Source organism: Salinisphaera sp. LB1 (assembly GCF_003177035.1).
Lineage (GTDB): Bacteria > Pseudomonadota > Gammaproteobacteria > Nevskiales > Salinisphaeraceae > Salinisphaera.
This window is the reverse complement of sequence record NZ_CP029488.1, coordinates 1105824-1123360: the sequence shown is the minus strand read 5'-3', so window position 1 is coordinate 1123360 and position 17537 is coordinate 1105824. Positions and strand designations below refer to the sequence as shown.

Genomic DNA, 17537 nt, shown 5'->3' with positions numbered 1-17537 from the left:
GAAACAACGAATACCACTTGGGAGAAACCAGATATGACAAACGAGCTACAGGGCAAGATCGCCGCGGTCACAGGGGCCGCCTCCGGTATCGGCTGGGCGAGTGCGCAGGCCATGCTCGATGCCGGCGCCACGGTGGTGCTGATCGATCGCGACGAGGCCGCTCTGAACGACGTGCGGCAGGGCTATGGCGAACGCGCGATACCGTTGGTTATCGATCTGCTGGACCCGGCGCAGTGCGCCACCCTGCTCTCGGGCATTCTCAAAAGAGTCGATCATCTCGATATTTTTCACGCCAATGCCGGGACGTATATCGGCGGCGATTTCATGGAAACCGACGAAGCCACGATCGACCGCATGTTGAATCTGAACGTGAACGTGGTCATGAAGAACGTGCGCAATATCCTGCCGCACCTGATCGAACGCGGTACCGGCGATATCCTCGTCACCTGTTCGGTAGCCGGGCATCATCCGGTGTGGTGGGAGCCGGTTTATGCCTCATCCAAATGGGCCATCAACTGCTTCGTGCAGACGATCCGGCGGCAGATGATCAAGCACGGCATCCGGGTTGGCGAAGTCGCGCCCGGCCCGGTCAGCAGCGCGCTGCTCAAGGACTGGCCCGAGGAGAATCTGCGCCAGGCCAAGGAGTCCGGCAGCCTGATCGAGCCCAGGGACGTCGCCGATGTCATCATGTTCATGTTGACCCGGCCGCGCAACGTCACCATTCGTGACGTCGTGGTACTGCCGAGTAATTTCGATATGTAGCGGGACGCCGTCGCGCGCCGGCGGCTATTCGACCAGCGTGCCGCGCACCGTGACGGTCTGCGGCGGCAGCTCCGGGTCGGCGATGCGTTCGAGCAACAGTTCTAGGGCGCGCTGGCCGGCATGGAAGCCGTCGTGCACCACGCAGGGCACGCGGATATCGAAGATATCCAGATAGGGCAGACGGTCGATGCTGATCACGCTCAGCGTATCCGGTGCGATGCCGCGGGCTTTCATTGCCTGCAGCGCGCCGAGCGTGATCAGCTGGTTCATGCCGAAGATCGCGCCTGGCATGCCATGGGCCGCGATATACGTGCCCACCGCCTCGCGCGCCGGCTCCAGCGTGTAGTCGCCCCAGAGCACATCGAGATCGACCCCGGTCTCGTTTTCGGCCAGCGTGGTCTGTACACCGGCCAATCGCTCGCGGGTGATGATGGAGTGCGCCGGGCCGGCGGCCACGAGCAGGCGCGAGGGCTCGTCCGTCGCCGGTTCCGTCGCCTCGGCGAATACGCGCTTGAGCAGGTGTGCGGCCACGCACTGGCCGGCCCAGACGTTATCCAGCACCACCGAACTGAAGTCGGCGTTGTAGAGCGTACGATCGAGCTGCACCACGGCCACGTCGCTGTTGTGCAGGCGTTCGATATAGTCCGGCCGATAGTCGGGTTCGTCGGATATCGGCGAGAGAATGATGCCTGCCGCCTGATAGCTCAGCAGCGTCTCGATGGCGTTGGCTTCGAGCCAGGCTTCGCCATCGGTGTCGAACAACAGGATGGCGTAGTTGTGGCGCTTGGCGTGGCGCGAAACGGCCTTGATCATCTCGGCGTAGAACGGGTTGTCCACGCTGGCGGTGACGAAGCCGATCAGCCGACTCTCGCTGTGCTTCAAGCCCCGCGCGAAAGCGTTGGGTACATAACCGAGCTCGCTGGCCGCGGCCTCGATCTTCGAGCGCGTTTCCGCCTTCACCATTTCCGGGCGGTTGAGCGCGCGCGAGACCGTGATGTTGGTCAGGCCGACGCGGGCGGCGACGTCGGCGATGGTCACGCGGCGGTTCTTGGCCATGAAACAGCGTTATCCGAACGATGGGTAGGTGTATTGGCCCATCTTAGCCCAAATGCGATCGCTCCCAGGGCTTGAGCGGTCACGGTTTTCGCCATCGCGCCAAGCCACCATCCGAGGCCGGCTTACCCGGCGCCGAGCGCCTGACCGGGCCCATCGACTCAGGTCTCGTTGTCGTGCCCGGCGTTCGACGCCGACTCGCCGCGGGACAGTGCGTGCGCGTGCCGGCGGCGCTCTTGCCGATGCAACAGGCCCATGGCAGTCGCCAGCCCGACGCCGACGACAAACAGCATGCTGAATACGGCGAACGTATCGTGAAAGGCCCGGGTGATATCGGCCAGCGTCCGTGCCGACGGCGCCTGACCCTGATAGAGCGAACGCAGGTCGATCCGGCCGCCCAGATGATGCGCCGCGCGGATTTCCAGTAGCAGGGCAAACAGGTTCACCCCCAGCGTGCCGCCCAGCTGGCGGGCGAAGCTGATTACACTCGAACCTTGCTGGGTGAGGTCGGTCGGCAGTCCGCGCAGCCCGCCGATATTGAGCGCCGGCATCATGATGCCGAGCGCCATGCGACCAACGGCGACCAGTGCCGCCAGCAGCCAGAATGGGGTCGATGGGTCGGTCAGCGCCAGGCCGAGTGTGCCGAGGGCGAAACCGCCGCAGCCGACGATATTGAGCCAGTGGGCGGGGAATCGATCGGCCAGGCGGCCGCCGATCGGAAAGATCGCGAGCAGCGTCAGCCCGGCCGGCATCATCACCAGTCCGGTCGTGCTCGGCGACAGGCGTTGCACGCTCTGGGCCAGCAGTGGCACCAGATAGGTCGAGGCGTACAGGCCGGCACCATAGAGCGCGGCGATACCGCTGGCGAGCACGAAGCGCGGGTAGGCGAACACGGCGAGCCGGATCAGCGGATGGGGCGAGGTGACCAGGCGGAGCACGAAGCCGACGCCGAAGACGACGCCGGCCCCGGTCACCAGGCTGCCGCGCAGGGTGGCGTATTCCGAAAGCTCGGTCAGACCCGTGAGCAGCAGTACGAGTGCCGCGCCGAGCAGCCCGAAGCCGAGCCAGTCGAAGGGTTCGCGCTGGCTGCTGCGTTCGTGCGGCAGGATGCGCCAGCCGCCGGCCAGCCCCAGCAGGCAGAACGGAATCGACGGCAGAAACACGGCCCGCCACGACAGCCAGTCGATCAGCACGCCGCCAACGGTCGGGCCCAGCGCCGGTGCCAGCACCACGCCCATGCCGTAGAGCCCGAGCGCCCGGCCGCGTTCGGCGTCGTCGAAGCTGTCGAAGATCACCACCAGCGCCAGCGGCTGGATGATACCGGCGGTGGCCCCCTGGACCACGCGGGCGGCGATCAGCACCCCGGCACTCGGGCTCGCGGCTGCCACCAGGCACGCCACCAGGAATACCGACAGGGCCAGGGTGAACGTGCGTCGTTGCCCGAGCCGTTCGATCACCCGGGCGCTGGCGAGCATGGCCGCGGTCATGGCGGCCAGAAAACCGGTCGAGATCCATTGCGCGCCGGCCTGGCTCAGGCCGAAGTGGGCCATGATCGGCGGGATCGCCACGTTGATCACGGTCGCGTTCAGGACCACGGCGATGGTGCCCATCAATACCGTCAGGGCGAGCGGCCAGCGCCGGGGTCGAGCGTCGTCGCGGGACAAGGGCATGCGGCATTCTACCGCCACCGGGGCGCGAACTCAGGGTTTGCCACCATATTCGCGCGGCGTCGTGGCCGCCATGCTAAGGGCAACACTTGTTGGCAAGCGCAGTCGAGAGACCACATGCAGACCGATCGATTCATCGCCCATGTCTACGAAGACTGTCCGCAACTGGCGCCGGACGTGGTGCATCAGTGCACCCTGATCGCGCTGGATTCGCTGTGCGAGCAGCTGCCCAAGGACCAGACCGCGCGCATGGCCGAACAACTGCCCGACGAGATCTCAGATGCGATCCGCGCTGGCGGCGAGCGGTCGGATACATCCTACGTTCCGATTTCGCTCGACGATTTTTACGGCAAGGTCGAATTCCGGACCGAGCTGCCCAGCCGGGATACGCGGCAACTCGTCGCCAGCGTGATCCGGACGTTGGACAAAGCGCTCAGCGACGGCGAGGCCGAAGCCGTGGCGCTGGACCTGCCGAGCGAGCTGGATCGGCTGTTGCACTAATCCGGAGCCTGCCGGCCGTGCGCGGCACTACTCGGCGAAGACGAGTTGCTCCGGCGGCTCGGTCAGGCGCACGGTACTGCCATTCTGTTCGATCAAGTTGTCCAGATGCGTGGAATGCGCCTGGGGCAGCACCATCACCCGATCCGGATTGCGCGCCAGATACGCCTTGAACCCCTTCACCGTACCGCCGGTGCCGAGATATTCGATCAGGCGACGGAACAGCTTGGGCAGGATTACGGCGTCTTCGGTGATCGCGGCCAGGCTGTCCACAGTCACACCGGCGTTGGTGCGATCGGCCGGCCACAGGCCGCGTTCGGCGTTGCGGGCAGCGCGTGTCTGCTCGGCGAAACGGGCGCGCAGATCGTGGAACAGTCCGGTATAGAACGTCGGGTAGGCCAGGCCCTGATTGAGCAGCGCCGCATTGGCCGTGGTCGAGAGATCGTCGGGCGTGACGAAGTGCTCGCCGCCGTCTGTGAGCCCCAGTTGTTTGCCGGCGTCGGCGGATAAGGCGAACGAGACGGGCCGGCCATAGGTGCCGGTGGTCCGCGCCAGAATGAAACCGGGCACGGCATCGTCGGCGCTCGTGACCTTGTAGTGATCGGCGTCCCATTTCACGTCGTGGATACCGAGCGCCGCGAATAGTTCGTGCGCGGCCTTTTCGGCGTATGTCAGCGGCTGATGGTGGCCGCGGTAATGGGTTTCCAACGTGTCGATGGCTTCCAGTCGGAGCTGGACGTGGCCGCGTGCGTTGGGCGTCGCCGGGCGCCCGGAAAGCACATCCCAGGCCTGCTCGCGGTCTGCGGCAAAACGGATCGAATCGCCGTCCGGCGAATAGCCCTGGATATGAAACGTGCCGGCGATGACATGAAACGACAAGATGAACCCCGGGGTCGGGTTGCGCCATGGCTATTCATCCTGCGCGTGTCAGGTGACACATCAATGACTTGGGCCGGTGCTCCGGAGCATTTCCGCCTTTCCCGACGCACGGCTTGCTGGAAGATAGGCACAACGGAACGTGGATCGACGCCGGTAACAAGGCGAACATGGCATCTGTGTCGATCTGCGGATAAATGCCCTGGGGAAATAGAAATCAGAGTCCGAGCTCGCTCAACCCCGGGTGGTCGTCCGGGCGCCGGCCCTGGGGCCAGAAAAACAGCCGCTCGGATTCGCTGATCGGAAGATCGTTGATGCTGGCCAGCCGCACGGCCATCAGGCCGTTGGCGTCGAACTTCCAATTCTCGTTGCCGTAGGCGCGGTACCACTGACCGGAATCGTCGCGGAATTCATAGGCAAAACGCACGGCGATGCGATTGTCGCCGAAGGCCCAGAGTTCCTTGATCAGGCGATATTCCAGCTCGCGCTGCCATTTGCGGGTGAGAAACGCATGAATCTCGTCGCGCCCGTCGATGAATTCGGCGCGATTGCGCCAGCGGCTGTCCGGTGTATAGGCCAGCACGACCTTGTCCGGGTCACGTGTGTTCCAGGCGTCTTCGGCCAGGCGCACTTTTTCGGCAGCGGTTTCGGCCGTGAAGGGAGGGAGCGGCGGCTTGGTTTCCATGGTCTGGGTTCTCCGGCAAGAGCAGGACTTGGGCGATCAGTCGTCGTCGTTTTCGATGCGCACCGAGGTCACCCCGGCGATCTCGCCGAGGGCGATGTAGAGCTGTTGACTTGGTTGGCGGCCACGAATATGCAGGGTGGCGCGGGCCGTATCGTCATCGTTCGCCGTATCGGGCATGGAGATATCGCTGATTGTGAATTTCTGTTCCGCACAGCGCTTGAACACGCGGTGCATCACGTCCTCGCGCACACGATAGGTCAGCTGGACTACGAAGTCGCGATTGAGCACGCGGCGGTTGAAGGGCGTATAGACATAAATGGCGGTGAAATGCGCGGCTGTGGCGATGATGGCCAGCACTGGCAGGCCCGCCGCACAGGCCATGCCGATGGCCGCTGTGAGCCAGACCACCGCGGCGGTGGTCAGCCCGCGCACGGCATCGCCGCGCACGAAGATCAGCCCGCCACCGATGAAGCCGATGCCGGAAACGATCTGAGCGGCCACGCGTGACGGGTCGAACGAGACATGGACGCCGCCCGTCACATCGCCGAAACCGTATTTCGACACCAGCATGATCAAGGCTGCGCCGATGCCGACCAGCGCGTGGGTCCGCAGGCCAGCGCTTTTCATGCGGAACTCGCGTTCCAGACCGATCAGTGACGACAGTACGAAGGCCAGCGCCAGTTCGCCGATCTGAGGCCAGCCCTGGCCGCCGGTGTCGGGGAAGAAAAAATGCATGATGCTCATGGCGTCATCGATATCCGAAATGTCGCGGCCGCGTGACCATGCGGTTCAAGATATCGCTATCGCGCTGCGACGATAAGAGCGGTTGATCAGGTCGCTGCGCGATCGAGGTGAGTGTAGCCGCCATCGACCACGACCCATTGCCCGGTTGTGTGCGCGGTACGGGGCGAGAGCAGGAAGACTGCGCTGTCGGCGATCTCCTCCGGGCGGGTCATGCGGCGGCCGAGCGGGATGCGCGCGGTGATGCGTTCGCGGGCGGCGGCCGGGTCGTCGAAGGTTTCCAGCCAGCGTTCGTACATGGGCGTCGCGACCTCGGCGGGCACCACCGCGTTCACGCGCACGCCGTGTTCGGCCAGCGAGACGGCCCATTCGCGGGTCAGCGCGAGGGCCGCGCCCTTGGCCGCGCAATAACCGCTGGTGCCGCCCTGGCCGGTGAGTGCGGTCTTGGAGGCGATGTTCACGATCGCGCCACGACTGGCCTTGAGCTGGGCTTCGCACAGATGTGCCATCAAGTAGTAGTGCAGCAGGTTGCGATCCAGCGACTGCCGGAACGCGGCCAGCCCGGCGCCCAGGCCGACGCCGTCGTTGGCCCCGGCGTTGTTGACCAGGCCGTAAATGGGGCCTATTTCGGCCGCCGCGGAGACAGCCTCGCGACAGGCAGTTTCATCGGTCAGATCCGCCGCGATATGCCGGGCGCGGGGCTGGCTCGCCTGAAGTGCCTCGACGAAGGCGGCATCTTCACCGCGATCGATGATGACCGGGATCGCGCCCTCGGTGGCCAGGCTTCGGCTGATGGCGCCGCCGATGCCCGCCAAGCCGCCGGTGACGATCACGACCTTGTCGGTGAGCTCCAGATCCACGGGGCGCTCTCAGAGATTCAGGGCGTAGATCGACGCCGCGTTGGTGCCGAGCAGCCTGGCGTGGCAATCGGCGCCCTGGGCGCGGGCCCAGGCATCGATCAGCGCGAACCAATCGCCGTAGGTCATCGCCAACTGGCAGACCGGCCAGTCGGAGCCGAAGATGAGCCGATCCTCGCCGAAAAGTGCCAGCGCCGTATCCAGATGCCGATGGATACCGTCGATATCCGGTGGTTCGCTTGGCGCGGCCCGGGCCTCGGTCGCCAGCCCCGAGATCTTGACCGCGACATGGGGCATCGCAGCCAGCTCGGCCATCGCACGCCGCCAGGCGGCAAAGTCGGCTTCGCTGCCGGTGATCGCCGGCTTGGCGAGATGATCGAGTACCAGCGTGTGTCGATCGTGGTGGGCGCAGAAGGTGACGGCGTCGCCGAGTTGGCGGTGATTGACCAGCACGTCATAGACCAGCCCGTGGCGCTGCACGGCGTCCACGCCGGCATCGAAGGCGCGGTCGTCCAGGCGCGCCGGGTCGCCTTCGATCGGGTGGCGGAGGCCGACCAGCGGGCCGGCCTGTTGCCAGTCGGCGATGCGTTCGTCGGCATCCGCCGTCGCGAGATCGACCCAGCCGACCACGCCGGCGATCCAGTCCTCGGCCTCGGCCTGCTCCATCAGGAAGGCGGTTTCCGCCTCGTCGCCCGTGGCCTGTACGGCGATGGTGCGATCAATCCCGGTTTCGGCCATCGGACCGGCCAGATCGACCGGCAACCAGTCGTGCATCAGCTCTTCCATGCCGGGGCCGATCCAGTCCAGCCGGATCGGGTCGTAACGCCAGAAGTGCTGATGCGCGTCGATGATCATGAGGGTTGCTCAGTGGCCCTTGAAGCGATATTGCTCGAGTGACTCCGCTTTCATCTCGCCGGAATAGCCGGGCGCGCTGGGTGGCATGTAGGCCGCATTGCGCACTACGCAGGGGTCGACGAAATGCTCATGCAGATGATCGACGTATTCGGTCACGCGGCCTTCCATGGTGCCGGAGAAGCACAGATAATCGATCATCGACAGATGCTGGACATATTCGCACAGGCCGACGCCGCCGGCATGCGGACAGACCGGCAACTCGTATTTGGCGGCCATCAGCAGCACTGCCAGCACTTCGTTGACGCCGCCGAGCCGGCAGGCATCGAGCTGCACCACGTCGATCGCGTCGCGCATCATGAACTGCTTGAAGAGCACGCGGTTCTGGCACATCTCGCCGGTGGCGACCTTCACCGGGGCCACGCCTTGCTTGATCGCACGATGGGCTTCGACGTCGTCCGGACTGGTCGGTTCCTCGATGAACCAGGGGCGGGCGAAGGCCAGTTCGTTGACCCAGTCGATGGCCTCGTCGACTTCCCACATCTGGTTGGCATCGATCATCAGCGCGCGCTGGTCGCCGATCACTTCGCGGGCGATGGTCACGCGGCGCTTGTCGTCATCGAGGTTGCCGCCGCACTTGAGCTTGACGTGGTTGTAGCCTTCGTCGACCGCTTCCTGGCACAACCGGCGCAGTTTGTCCTCGCTGTAGCCGAGCCAGCCGGCGGAGGTGGTGTAGCAGGGGTAGCCATGGGCTTCGAGCGCGGCGATGCGTTCGGCCTTGCCTTGTTCACGCTCGCGCAGCAGCGCCAGCGCCTCATCGCGTGTAATGCAGTCGGTCATGTAGCGGAAATCGATGCAGCGCACGATGTCCTCCGGCGACATTTCGGCGACCAGTCGCCAGACCGGCTTGCCCTCGGACTTGGCCCAGAGATCCCAGACCGCATTGACCACCGCGGCGGTCGCCAGATGGATCGCGCCCTTCTCCGGGCCGATCCAGCGCAGCTGGCTGTCGCCGGTCACACGGCGCCAGAACGCACCCATGTCGGCGGCGATATCGGCCAGATCGAGGCCGATCACCAGATGCCGCATCGATCCGATCGCGGCACAGGCCAGCTCGTTGCCGCGGCCAATGGTGAAGGTCAGGCCGTGGCCTTCCAGATCCGGCGTATCGGTTTCCAGGATGCAATAGGCGGCCGAGTAATCCGGATCCGGGTTCATGGCATCCGAGCCGTCGAGCTGCTCGGAGGTGGGAAAGCGCACGTCGATGACGCGCATGTCGACGATTCGGGTCATGCGTCCACCGTATGCTGGGATTGTTCGCCCAGGCCTTCGATGCCGAGCCGGAGTTGCTGGCCGGCGCGCAGAAAGACCTGGGGTGACTGGCCAGCGCCCACGCCGGGCGGCGTGCCGGTGGAGATGATGTCGCCGGGCTGCAGGCTCATGAAGCGGCTCAGATACGACACCAGATAAGCCACCTCGTAGACCATCGTCGACGTATTGCCGTTCTGGTAAGTCTTGCCATCCACCGACAGCCACATGTCGAGCTGCTGTGGGTCGGCGATCTCGTCGCGCGTGACCAGCCAGGGGCCGATCGGGCCGAAGGTGTCGCAGCCCTTGCCCTTGTCCCAGGTGCCGCTGCGTTCGAGCTGGAATTCGCGTTCGGAGACGTCGTTGACCACGCAATAGCCGGCGACATGGTCCATCGCCGCCCCGGGTTCGATATAACGCCCGCCGCGGCCGATGATCACGCCGAGTTCGACTTCCCAGTCGGTCTTGTGCGAATCGCGCGGGATCTCGATATCGTCGTTCGGCCCGCAGATCGCACTGGTCCATTTATTGAAAATCACCGGCTCGGGCGGTACCTCGGCACCGGTTTCGGCGGCATGATCGGAATAGTTCAGGCCGATGCAGATGAACTTGCCGACCCGCCCCACGCAGGGGCCGAGGCGGGTGTCCGGATCGACGGCCGGCAGGCTCGTCAGATCGTGCCGGCGCAGCCGGTCGAGCGAGTCCGGGTCGAGCATGTCACCGGCGATATCGTCGACCAGCGAGGAAATATCGCGGATCGTGCCGTCGGCATCGATTACACCGGGTTTTTCCTGGCCCGGCGGGCCGTATCTGAGCAGTTTCACAAAGGGCTCCTTGGAACAGATGAAGGTTCGGTCAGTTTGCCCAGCCCCCGTCGATGAGCTGGGCGGTGCCGGTGATGAAGGCGGATTCGTCCGAAGCCAGAAACGCGGCCAGCGCGGCGATTTCGTCCGGAGTGCCGAGCCGGGCCATGGGCTGACGGGCAATGAACTCATTGCGCACCAAAGCCTCGCTGCGGCCTTCGGCGGCGGCCTGGGCGGCGATGCGTTCGCGCAGCGACGGCGAATCGACCGTGCCCGGGCAAATGGCGTTGCAGCGAATCTCCGCGGTCATGAAATCGGCGGCCACCGACTTGGTCAGACCGATCACCGCGGCCTTGCTGGCGCCGTAGGCGCAGCGCTCGCGCACCCCTTTTACGCTGGAGGCCAGCGAGGCCATGTTGATGATGCTGCTGCCGGGGGGCATGTAACCGATGAAGGCGTGGATCATGTCGAACATCGAGGTGACGTTCAGATCGAAGGTGCGCTGCCAGGTGGAGCGTCCGCAATGCAGGATGTCGCCGGTCGGCACCATGCCGGCACAGTTGAACAGCACATCCAGCGGCGGCAGCACCAGGGCCAGGGCGGTAATTGCCTCCGGGTCGGTGACATCGAGTTGGTAGGTCTCGATGTCGGCTTCGTCGGCCAGCGGGCCGATGTCGATATCGGTGGCGATCACCCGCGCGCCCTCGGCGCGAAAGCGCTCTACCGTGGCCCGGCCGATACCCTGGGCGGCGGCAGTAATGAGCGCCGTCTTGTTTTCCAGTCGCTGCATTGCACCTCTCCCGGCAGTTGCTCTACATCCAACGGCCTATTGGTCAGGCCAATAGGCCAAGCGTAGAGTGACCGTGGGCCGCTGGCAATCTTCGCGATGCCGGTTTGGGCTCGAACTTTTGTCTGATTCCGTGTCCGGAGCCGTCACGTGCCCATCGCCGCTGTCCGTTCAACCCGCCTGTACCGCCAGATCGCCGATCAGCTCCAGCGGCTGATCCGTGACGGCGAGTTCCCGCCCGGCACCCGATTGCCGCCGGAGCGTGAGCTGTCGCAGCAGCTGGGCGTGAGCCGGGCTTCGGTACGCGAGGCGCTGATCGCGCTGGAAGTGGTCGGCGACGTGGAGGTTCGCGTCGGTCACGGCGTGGTGGTGCTGGATTCGAGCCATGCCTCGGCCGAACCGGTGATGCGGGCGGCGGCCCGGAGCGAGCCGTGGCGGATCGATCCGGAATTCGCCAGCGAGGTCGAGCTCAACCTCGACGAGGAGATCCCGCCGTTCGCGTTGCTTCAGGCGCGGCGCCACATCGAACCGGAAACCGCCGCGCTCGCGGCCGTGAACGCCGATGCCGATGATCTGGCGGCATTGCGCGAGGCGCTGGATCGCAACATCGAGGACAACCGCGAGCCCGGGGGCAATCGCTTCGTCGGCGATCGGCTGCTGCATATCCGCATCGCCGAGGCCTCGAACAACGCCGCCTATGCCCTGCTCATCAAGCATCTGCTGGGTCATCAATACGGCGTGATGTTCCGCCGGCTGCAGGCCTACTACATGGAAAACCGGATGTGGAACCGCTCGCAGACGGATCACGAGCGGATCGTGTCGGCCATCGAGGCGGGCGACGAAGCCGGCGCCCGCCAGGCGATGGAAAAACATCTGGATCACGTGCTCGGCGTGTTCTTTTCCGAATGAGGCGCCGCCGGTGCCGGCGGCTCCGAGCGCGGCAAAACCGCGAGTCGAGGATCGAACGTGCCACTAACGTATAAAGGTCAGGCCATTGGACGTTTGCTTCAATCGAAGACAGGAGGCGTTCCGCACGGCAACTGACGCACAGACGCGTCGGCCGGCCCGCGATGCCATCGACACGGAAGTCGCCAGGGACGGATACGCCGTTCCAGACAAGCCGTGCTAAACAAGGAGTAGACATGACGTCATCGACCGCAGCGCATACGGCGGGTGCCATGCCGCTGCTGTCGATGCGCGGTGTCAGCAAGGGCTTTCCCGGCGTACAGGCCTTGTCCGGCGTCGATCTCGAGCTCTATCCGGGGGAGGTCCTGGCCCTGGCCGGCGAGAACGGGGCCGGTAAGTCGACGCTGATGAAGCTGCTCAGCGGTATCCACACCGCAGATGCCGGCGACATCGTGCTCGAGGGCGAGACGCTGCATCTCACCGGCCCGGCCGATGCCCAGGCCCGTGGCATCGGCATCATCCATCAGGAATTCAACCTGATTCCGCATCTGACCGTGGCCCAGAACCTGTTCATCGGCCGCGAGCCGCGGCGCTGGGGCTGGCTCGATCACCGCGCGCTCAATCGCCGGGCCCAGGCCCATCTCGACGAACTGCAGCTGCCGCTGGGGGCGCGCCAGATCGTGGGTGACCTGACGGTCGCCCATCAACAGATGGTCGAGATCGCGAAGGCGCTGATGCAAAAACCCAAAGTCCTGATCATGGACGAGCCGACGGCGGCACTGAACGACAACGAGGTCTCACTGCTGCACGCTTTGATCCGGCATTTCATGACGCCGGACATGGGCGTGATCTATATCTCGCACCGCATGGAAGAACTGAAGGTGATCGCCAACCGGGTGTCGGTGATCCGCGACGGCGCGAACGTCGGCGTGCGCGAGGTGGCGACCACCGACATGGACGAAATCATCGCCATGATGGTGGGACGCTCGGTCTCCGGCGCGCATCGGCCCGAGCATGTGCGGCCCGACCGCGCCGAATTGCTGCGGGTGGCAGGGTTGTCGACGCGCGGCTTGCTGCGGGACGTGTCCTTCGATCTGCGCGAGGGCGAGATTCTCGGCTTTGCCGGGCTGATGGGGGCCGGGCGTACCGAAGTGGCGCGCGCGCTGATCGGCGCCGACCGGATCGAGTCCGGCACGATTTCCCTGCGCGGCCAGACCATTCGCATCGGCAGCCCGGCCGAGGCGGCGAAGCATCGGATCGGCTATCTGTCGGAGGATCGCAAGCGGCTCGGCCTGCTGCTCGAGCAGGACGTGAAATTCAATATCACGCTCGGCACCGTCACCGATCTGTTCTCTGCGGGCGGCATGGTGCGCGACCGGCCGATGGCCGAGCGTTCGCGGCAACTGGTGGAGTCGTTGCGCATCAAGACCCCGTCGATCCGTCAGCCGGTGAAGAACCTGTCGGGCGGCAACCAGCAGAAGGTCGTCATCGCCAAGTGGCTGCTCAAGGGCTGCGACATTCTGATCTTCGACGAGCCGACCCGCGGCATCGATGTCGGCGCCAAGGAAGAGATTTACCGGCTGATGAACGATCTGGTGGCCGAGGGTAAGTCGATCATCATGATTTCGTCGGAGCTGCCGGAGGTGCTGCGCATGTCGCACCGCATTGCCGTGATGTGCGAGGGCCGGTTGACCGCGGTGCTCGATGCCGCCGATGCCAATCAGGAAAAAGTCATGCACTACGCCACGTTGTCGTCGTCGCCTGCGGTCGAGACCGCCTGAGGAGGGATGATGAGTACTGTCAGGGGAAACACGTCTATGGCAGAAAAAGACACACCGGCGGTCGCCGGCCGATTGCCACCCGGCCTGCGCGGCAAGTTCCAACAGTTTCTGGCCTTCGCCGGGCTGATCCTGATCTTTGCCTTCTTTTCCTTCGCCAGCCCGAATTTCCTGACCTTCGCCAATGTGATGTCGATCCTGCTGGCCACCGTGGTCATCGGGACGCTGGCGATCGGCACGACGTTCGTGATCATCTCGGCCGGCATCGACCTGTCGCTGGGCACCGGCATGTCGCTGTGCGCGGTCATGTCCGGCGTGTTCATCACCCACTGGGGCCTGCCCATGCCGCTCGGGGTGGTGTTCACGGTACTCTTCGGCGGCCTGATCGGCTTCGTCAACGGCTTCAACGTGACCGTGCTCAAGATCCCCCCGTTCATCGCCACGCTGGCCATGATGCTGGTTGCCGAAGGGCTGGCGCTGGTGATCTCGGGTAGCGCGCCGATCTATTTCAGCAACACGCCGAGCTACTACATGCTGTCCAACGGCAGCATCTTCCCGGGGCTGGCCATTCCCAACGCCGTACTGTTGTGGGCGGCGGTCGCCATCATTGCGGCGATCATCCTCAACAAGAGCGTGTTCGGGCGCTATACCTATGCCATCGGCAGCAACGAGGACGCCACCGCGCTCTCCGGCATCAACACGCGGCGCTGGAAGATCCTGATCTACAGCTTCGGCGGGCTGTTCATCGGCCTGGCCGGGGTGCTGATCTCGGCCCGGCTGAATTCGGCCCAGCCGGCGCTCGGCATGGGCTACGAGCTGAAAGCCATCGCCGCGGTGGTGATCGGCGGCACCTCGCTGTTCGGGGGCGTGGGTTCGATCCTCGGCACGGTCATCGGCGCGCTGATCATGTCCGTGCTCACCAATGGTCTGCAGATCATTTCGGTGCCGCAGGAATGGCAGACCGTCATTCTCGGCGTGGTGATCCTGGCGGCCGTCTATCTCGACAATTTCCGGCGCAACGCCGCGGCCTGAGCCGCGCTCGCGCCAGACCAGAATGTCCACAAGAACGAAACGGAGGAGATCATGAACCCTATTCGATCCGCGCTGCTCGCCGCAGCCGCCGGGCTTGCCCTGTCGGTCGGTGCCGCGGCACCGGCGCTCGCCGACAGCGGCAAACCTTATATCGCGATCGTCTCGAAAGGCTTTTCGCAGCAGTACTGGCAGGCCGTGAAGCACGGGGCCGAGCAAGAGGCGCAGAAAAAAGGCGCCCGCATCACTTTTGAAGGCCCGCCGACCGAGTCGGATGTCGCCATCCAGATGAACCAGCTGAGTGCCGTACTCAACAAGCATCCGGATGCCATCGGCTTCGCCGCGCTCGACAGTCAGGCGGCCGCGCCCATGATGATGCAGGCCAAGAGCCAGGGCATTCCCGTGATCGCCTTCGACTCGGGGGTGAAGAGCGATGTGCCGGTTTCCACCGTGGCCACCGACAACAAGGCCGCGGGCGCCGAAGCCGCCAGGCACATGGCGAAGCTGCTGCACGACAAGGGCACGGTGGGGCTGATCATCCACGACCAGACCAGCGTGTCGGGCACGGATCGACGCGACGGCTTCATGAACTGGATGAAGAAGAACGCGCCGAACATCAAGATGCTGCGCCCGCAATACAGCAACAGTGACATGTCCAAGGCCGCCGACATCACCAAGGCGATCCTGTCGTCGCACCCGCATCTCGATGGCATGTTCGCATCCAACGAAGCCTCGGCCGAAGGCATGGCGCTGGGGCTCAAGGAAAGCGGCCGCAAGAACATCGTCGCCATCGGTTTCGACTCGGGCAAGGCCCAGATCGATGCGATCAAGAACGGCGTGTTGACCGGCTCGATCACCCAGAACCCGGTCGGCATGGGTAAGGACATGGTCGATACCGCGCTCAAGGTCATTCATGGCAAGAGTGTGCCCAAGACCATCGATACCGGTTTCTACTGGTACGACAAATCCAATATGGATCAGCCGAAGATTCAGAAGAATCTCTATCAGTAGAGGGATCGCGCCACGGCGCGGCACAGCCCGAGCCGTGGCGTTGCCGTATTGCACGTCTCGTCGCGGGCATGGAATATGGAACTCGCCGCCCATGTGATGCCGGAGGCCGGGATCAGTATTCGTCACATACAGGCGCTGGCTGAAGAGGCCGAAGCCCGGCTGCCGAGTGCCGTTGCCCGTTACTTCCGTCAGGGCTCCGGTGCGTCGGTGTCCGCGGCCGAGGCGGTGGCCGCCTGGGAGGGGCGGCGTCTGCTGCCGCATGCGCTGACCGATGTAGCGCGGATCGACACTGGCACGTCTTTGTTGGGCACGCCCGTTCGCACGCCGATCGCCGTGGCCCCGAGCACCTTCCAGCGGGCAGCGGACCCCGACGGTGAACGGGCCATGGCGGCGGCGGTCGCCGATGTCGGCGGTTTGCTGACGGTCTCGAGCAACGCCGGCACCCGTTTCGAAGCAATCGCCGAAACCGGGGTCGCCTGGTGGCTGCAGGCGTATCTGCCGGCCGATCGGCAGGCCGCGCTGCCGTTGCTGGACCGGGCGGTGGCCGCCGGCGTCGGCGCGATCGTGCTGACCGCGGATACGCCGGTGGTGGCACGCAAGGACGACGGCGGCGCCGAGACGATATGGGAGATCGCCGAAGACGATTGGCTGCAGGTTAATTTCGAGCCCGGTTACGGCAGCCGGCCGGGGCACGCCAAGGCGCGCGATCTCGGCCCGGCGGATGTCGCCTGGTTGCGTGAGCGCACCGGGCTGCCGGTGGTGGTCAAGGGCATTCTGCGCGGGGATGATGCCGAGCGTTGTATCGCCGCTGGGGCGGCCGCGATCTGGGTCTCCAATCATGGCGGGCGTCAGCTCGACGGCGCGGCGGCCACCGCGGATTGTCTGCTCGATGTGGCCGCAGCGGTCGGCGAGCGCGCCGAGGTCTATGTCGACGGCGGGATTCGTTCAGGGCGCCATGTGCTGACCGCGCTGGCCATGGGCGCGCGGGCCGTATTCCTGGGGCGTCCGCCGTTATGGGCGCTGGCGGCCGGCGGGCGCGATCGGGTGGTGTGCGAGCTGAACGCGCTGGGCGAGGAACTGGTCGAAGCCATGCAATTGGCGGGCATGCGTCGCCCGGGCGCGGATCCGAGCCTGTTGGCCGCGGTGCGTCGTTGAAATCACGGGTTCTGTTTCGAGTGGGCGGCCCGCCGATTTCTCAAGGCATATCACGCGGCGAGCGACGCAGATTGATCAACACGACCCCCGCGCCGATCAGTCCCACGCCGAGGACGCCGCGCGCCGAGATCGTATCCGGGTACCAGGGCAGCGCCGCACCGGCCAGATAGACCAGTGCATAACTCAGGCCCAGCAGCGGATAGGCCCGATTGAGGGGCAGGTAAGCCAGCGCCCCCATCCAGCAGGCCATGGATACCAGGTAGGCCAGCAGGCCGGACGCCACGAAGAACAGCGCCTCGGCCCATGCCGCGCTGTCCGCCCCGACCCAGGCGGCATAGTGCAGCGGCGGCAGGTGCGCCATGCCCCATTTCTGCGCCAGTTGGGCATAGGTGACCAGGGCGATGCTGGCGCCGGCCAACTGGAAGCCTGTTACAACGCCGGCGCGAGACATGAGATACCTGCGATGATCAACGCGATGCCGGCCGCATGCTGCCAACCCACCGGTTCGTTGAACAGGAAACGGGCGGCCATCGTGACCCAGACGAAATTCAGGCTGAGCATGGGATAGGCCACACCCACCGGCAGGACTCGGAGCGCTAGTAGCCATATCATCATGCCCAGCCCCAGAAAGACCAGTGCGGCCCACAGCCATGGCGAACGGAGCTTGATCGACAGCGGGATCGCCCGGTCCCGCCAGCCTTCCACCGCCTGCTTCTGGCAAAGCTGGCCGGCGCATACCAGTACGCTCACGATCAGGACATAGGCCATG

Annotated in this window: 19 protein-coding genes; 7 read left to right on the top strand and 12 right to left on the bottom strand. The window is 65.1% G+C overall.

The features are described from left to right. Positions 1-33 precede the first annotated feature (33 nt). The gene (locus tag SALB1_RS05100) at positions 34-762 is read left to right on the top strand and encodes an SDR family oxidoreductase (RefSeq protein WP_109992876.1); all 729 of its coding nucleotides are present in this window, start codon (positions 34-36) and stop codon (positions 760-762) included. 24 nt (positions 763-786) lie between these two features. Here SALB1_RS05100 and SALB1_RS05095 read toward each other — a convergent pair whose 3' ends face one another. After that, positions 787-1818 carry a LacI family DNA-binding transcriptional regulator gene (locus SALB1_RS05095; protein WP_109992875.1) on the bottom strand — a complete coding sequence of 344 codons (1032 nt, stop codon included), beginning with the start codon at positions 1816-1818 and terminating at the stop codon, positions 787-789. Positions 1819-1976: 158 nt separating this feature from the next. Beyond that, positions 1977-3485 (bottom strand): DHA2 family efflux MFS transporter permease subunit, encoded by a 1509-nt coding sequence (locus SALB1_RS05090; protein WP_109992874.1) that lies wholly within the window; start codon positions 3483-3485, stop codon positions 1977-1979. A gap of 114 nt (positions 3486-3599) precedes the next feature. Between SALB1_RS05090 and SALB1_RS05085 the strand changes: the two genes are divergently transcribed. Next, the gene (locus SALB1_RS05085) at positions 3600-3983 is read left to right on the top strand and encodes a DUF2267 domain-containing protein (RefSeq protein WP_109992873.1); all 384 of its coding nucleotides are present in this window, start codon (positions 3600-3602) and stop codon (positions 3981-3983) included. Positions 3984-4010: 27 nt separating this feature from the next. On the opposite strand, the gene SALB1_RS05080 is transcribed toward SALB1_RS05085, so the two are convergent. The 8 genes from SALB1_RS05080 to SALB1_RS05045 form a co-directional block, all read right to left on the bottom strand. Continuing rightward, on the bottom strand, positions 4011-4859 hold the full coding sequence (locus SALB1_RS05080; protein ID WP_109992872.1) for a nuclease: 849 nt from the start codon (positions 4857-4859) through the stop codon (positions 4011-4013). Between the two features lie 214 nt (positions 4860-5073). Continuing rightward, positions 5074-5541 carry a nuclear transport factor 2 family protein gene (locus tag SALB1_RS05075; protein WP_109992871.1) on the bottom strand — a complete coding sequence of 156 codons (468 nt, stop codon included), beginning with the start codon at positions 5539-5541 and terminating at the stop codon, positions 5074-5076. Positions 5542-5577: 36 nt separating this feature from the next. Beyond that, positions 5578-6285 (bottom strand): MgtC/SapB family protein, encoded by a 708-nt coding sequence (locus tag SALB1_RS05070; RefSeq protein ID WP_199678701.1) that lies wholly within the window; start codon positions 6283-6285, stop codon positions 5578-5580. Positions 6286-6371: 86 nt separating this feature from the next. Continuing rightward, positions 6372-7142 (bottom strand): SDR family oxidoreductase, encoded by a 771-nt coding sequence (locus SALB1_RS05065; RefSeq protein WP_109992870.1) that lies wholly within the window; start codon positions 7140-7142, stop codon positions 6372-6374. Positions 7143-7151: 9 nt separating this feature from the next. Beyond that, on the bottom strand, positions 7152-7994 hold the full coding sequence (locus tag SALB1_RS05060) for an amidohydrolase (protein WP_109992869.1): 843 nt from the start codon (positions 7992-7994) through the stop codon (positions 7152-7154). Between the two features lie 9 nt (positions 7995-8003). Beyond that, positions 8004-9284, bottom strand: coding sequence for an L-fuconate dehydratase (locus SALB1_RS05055; RefSeq protein ID WP_109992868.1), 1281 nt, complete (start codon positions 9282-9284; stop codon positions 8004-8006). Beyond that, on the bottom strand, positions 9281-10123 hold the full coding sequence (locus tag SALB1_RS05050; RefSeq protein WP_109992867.1) for a fumarylacetoacetate hydrolase family protein: 843 nt from the start codon (positions 10121-10123) through the stop codon (positions 9281-9283). Before SALB1_RS05050 ends, SALB1_RS05055 begins: the two co-directional genes overlap by 4 nt. A gap of 31 nt (positions 10124-10154) precedes the next feature. Beyond that, on the bottom strand, positions 10155-10892 hold the full coding sequence (locus tag SALB1_RS05045; protein ID WP_109992866.1) for an SDR family oxidoreductase: 738 nt from the start codon (positions 10890-10892) through the stop codon (positions 10155-10157). A 147-nt stretch (positions 10893-11039) separates the two neighbouring features. Here SALB1_RS05045 and SALB1_RS05040 point away from each other — a divergent pair, with 147 nt between their 5' ends. The 5 genes from SALB1_RS05040 (at position 11040) to SALB1_RS05020 (ending at position 16768) form a co-directional block, all read left to right on the top strand. Next, entirely contained in the window at positions 11040-11798 is a 759-nt protein-coding gene (locus SALB1_RS05040; protein WP_109992865.1) for a FadR/GntR family transcriptional regulator, read from the top strand. A gap of 233 nt (positions 11799-12031) precedes the next feature. Further along, complete coding sequence (locus SALB1_RS05035; protein ID WP_109992864.1) at positions 12032-13576, top strand: sugar ABC transporter ATP-binding protein; 1545 nt, start codon at positions 12032-12034, stop codon at positions 13574-13576. 36 nt (positions 13577-13612) lie between these two features. Next, positions 13613-14605: an ABC transporter permease gene (locus SALB1_RS05030; protein WP_199678700.1), complete on the top strand. Its 993-nt coding sequence runs from the start codon at positions 13613-13615 to the stop codon at positions 14603-14605. Between the two features lie 51 nt (positions 14606-14656). Beyond that, the gene (locus SALB1_RS05025; RefSeq protein WP_109992863.1) at positions 14657-15613 is read left to right on the top strand and encodes an ABC transporter substrate-binding protein; all 957 of its coding nucleotides are present in this window, start codon (positions 14657-14659) and stop codon (positions 15611-15613) included. A 75-nt stretch (positions 15614-15688) separates the two neighbouring features. After that, positions 15689-16768: an alpha-hydroxy acid oxidase gene (locus tag SALB1_RS05020; RefSeq protein WP_199678699.1), complete on the top strand. Its 1080-nt coding sequence runs from the start codon at positions 15689-15691 to the stop codon at positions 16766-16768. Positions 16769-16808: 40 nt separating this feature from the next. Here the strand turns inward: SALB1_RS05020 and arnF are convergent, their stop codons facing one another. Further along, positions 16809-17219 carry a 4-amino-4-deoxy-L-arabinose-phosphoundecaprenol flippase subunit ArnF gene (gene arnF, locus SALB1_RS05015; protein ID WP_109992862.1) on the bottom strand — a complete coding sequence of 137 codons (411 nt, stop codon included), beginning with the start codon at positions 17217-17219 and terminating at the stop codon, positions 16809-16811. Then, on the bottom strand, positions 17198-17536 hold the full coding sequence (arnE, locus tag SALB1_RS05010; RefSeq protein WP_109992861.1) for a 4-amino-4-deoxy-L-arabinose-phosphoundecaprenol flippase subunit ArnE: 339 nt from the start codon (positions 17534-17536) through the stop codon (positions 17198-17200). The genes arnF and arnE overlap by 22 nt, the downstream gene beginning before the upstream one ends. Between the last annotated feature and the right edge of the window lies 1 nt (position 17537).

Coding starts and splice junctions, on each gene's coding strand:
- SALB1_RS05100 (WP_109992876.1), top strand. CDS start 34: ATGACAAACGAGCTACAGGGCAAGATCGCCGCGGTCACAGGGGCCGCC.
- SALB1_RS05095 (WP_109992875.1), bottom strand. CDS start 1,818: ATGGCCAAGAACCGCCGCGTGACCATCGCCGACGTCGCCGCCCGCGTC.
- SALB1_RS05090 (WP_109992874.1), bottom strand. CDS start 3,485: ATGCCCTTGTCCCGCGACGACGCTCGACCCCGGCGCTGGCCGCTCGCC.
- SALB1_RS05085 (WP_109992873.1), top strand. CDS start 3,600: ATGCAGACCGATCGATTCATCGCCCATGTCTACGAAGACTGTCCGCAA.
- SALB1_RS05075 (WP_109992871.1), bottom strand. CDS start 5,541: ATGGAAACCAAGCCGCCGCTCCCTCCCTTCACGGCCGAAACCGCTGCC.
- SALB1_RS05070 (WP_199678701.1), bottom strand. CDS start 6,285: ATGAGCATCATGCATTTTTTCTTCCCCGACACCGGCGGCCAGGGCTGG.
- SALB1_RS05060 (WP_109992869.1), bottom strand. CDS start 7,994: ATGATCATCGACGCGCATCAGCACTTCTGGCGTTACGACCCGATCCGG.
- SALB1_RS05055 (WP_109992868.1), bottom strand. CDS start 9,284: ATGACCCGAATCGTCGACATGCGCGTCATCGACGTGCGCTTTCCCACC.
- SALB1_RS05045 (WP_109992866.1), bottom strand. CDS start 10,892: ATGCAGCGACTGGAAAACAAGACGGCGCTCATTACTGCCGCCGCCCAG.
- SALB1_RS05035 (WP_109992864.1), top strand. CDS start 12,032: ATGACGTCATCGACCGCAGCGCATACGGCGGGTGCCATGCCGCTGCTG.
- SALB1_RS05030 (WP_199678700.1), top strand. CDS start 13,613: ATGGCAGAAAAAGACACACCGGCGGTCGCCGGCCGATTGCCACCCGGC.
- SALB1_RS05025 (WP_109992863.1), top strand. CDS start 14,657: ATGAACCCTATTCGATCCGCGCTGCTCGCCGCAGCCGCCGGGCTTGCC.
- SALB1_RS05020 (WP_199678699.1), top strand. CDS start 15,689: ATGGAACTCGCCGCCCATGTGATGCCGGAGGCCGGGATCAGTATTCGT.
- arnF (WP_109992862.1), bottom strand. CDS start 17,219: ATGTCTCGCGCCGGCGTTGTAACAGGCTTCCAGTTGGCCGGCGCCAGC.
- arnE (WP_109992861.1), bottom strand. CDS start 17,536: ATGGCCTATGTCCTGATCGTGAGCGTACTGGTATGCGCCGGCCAGCTT.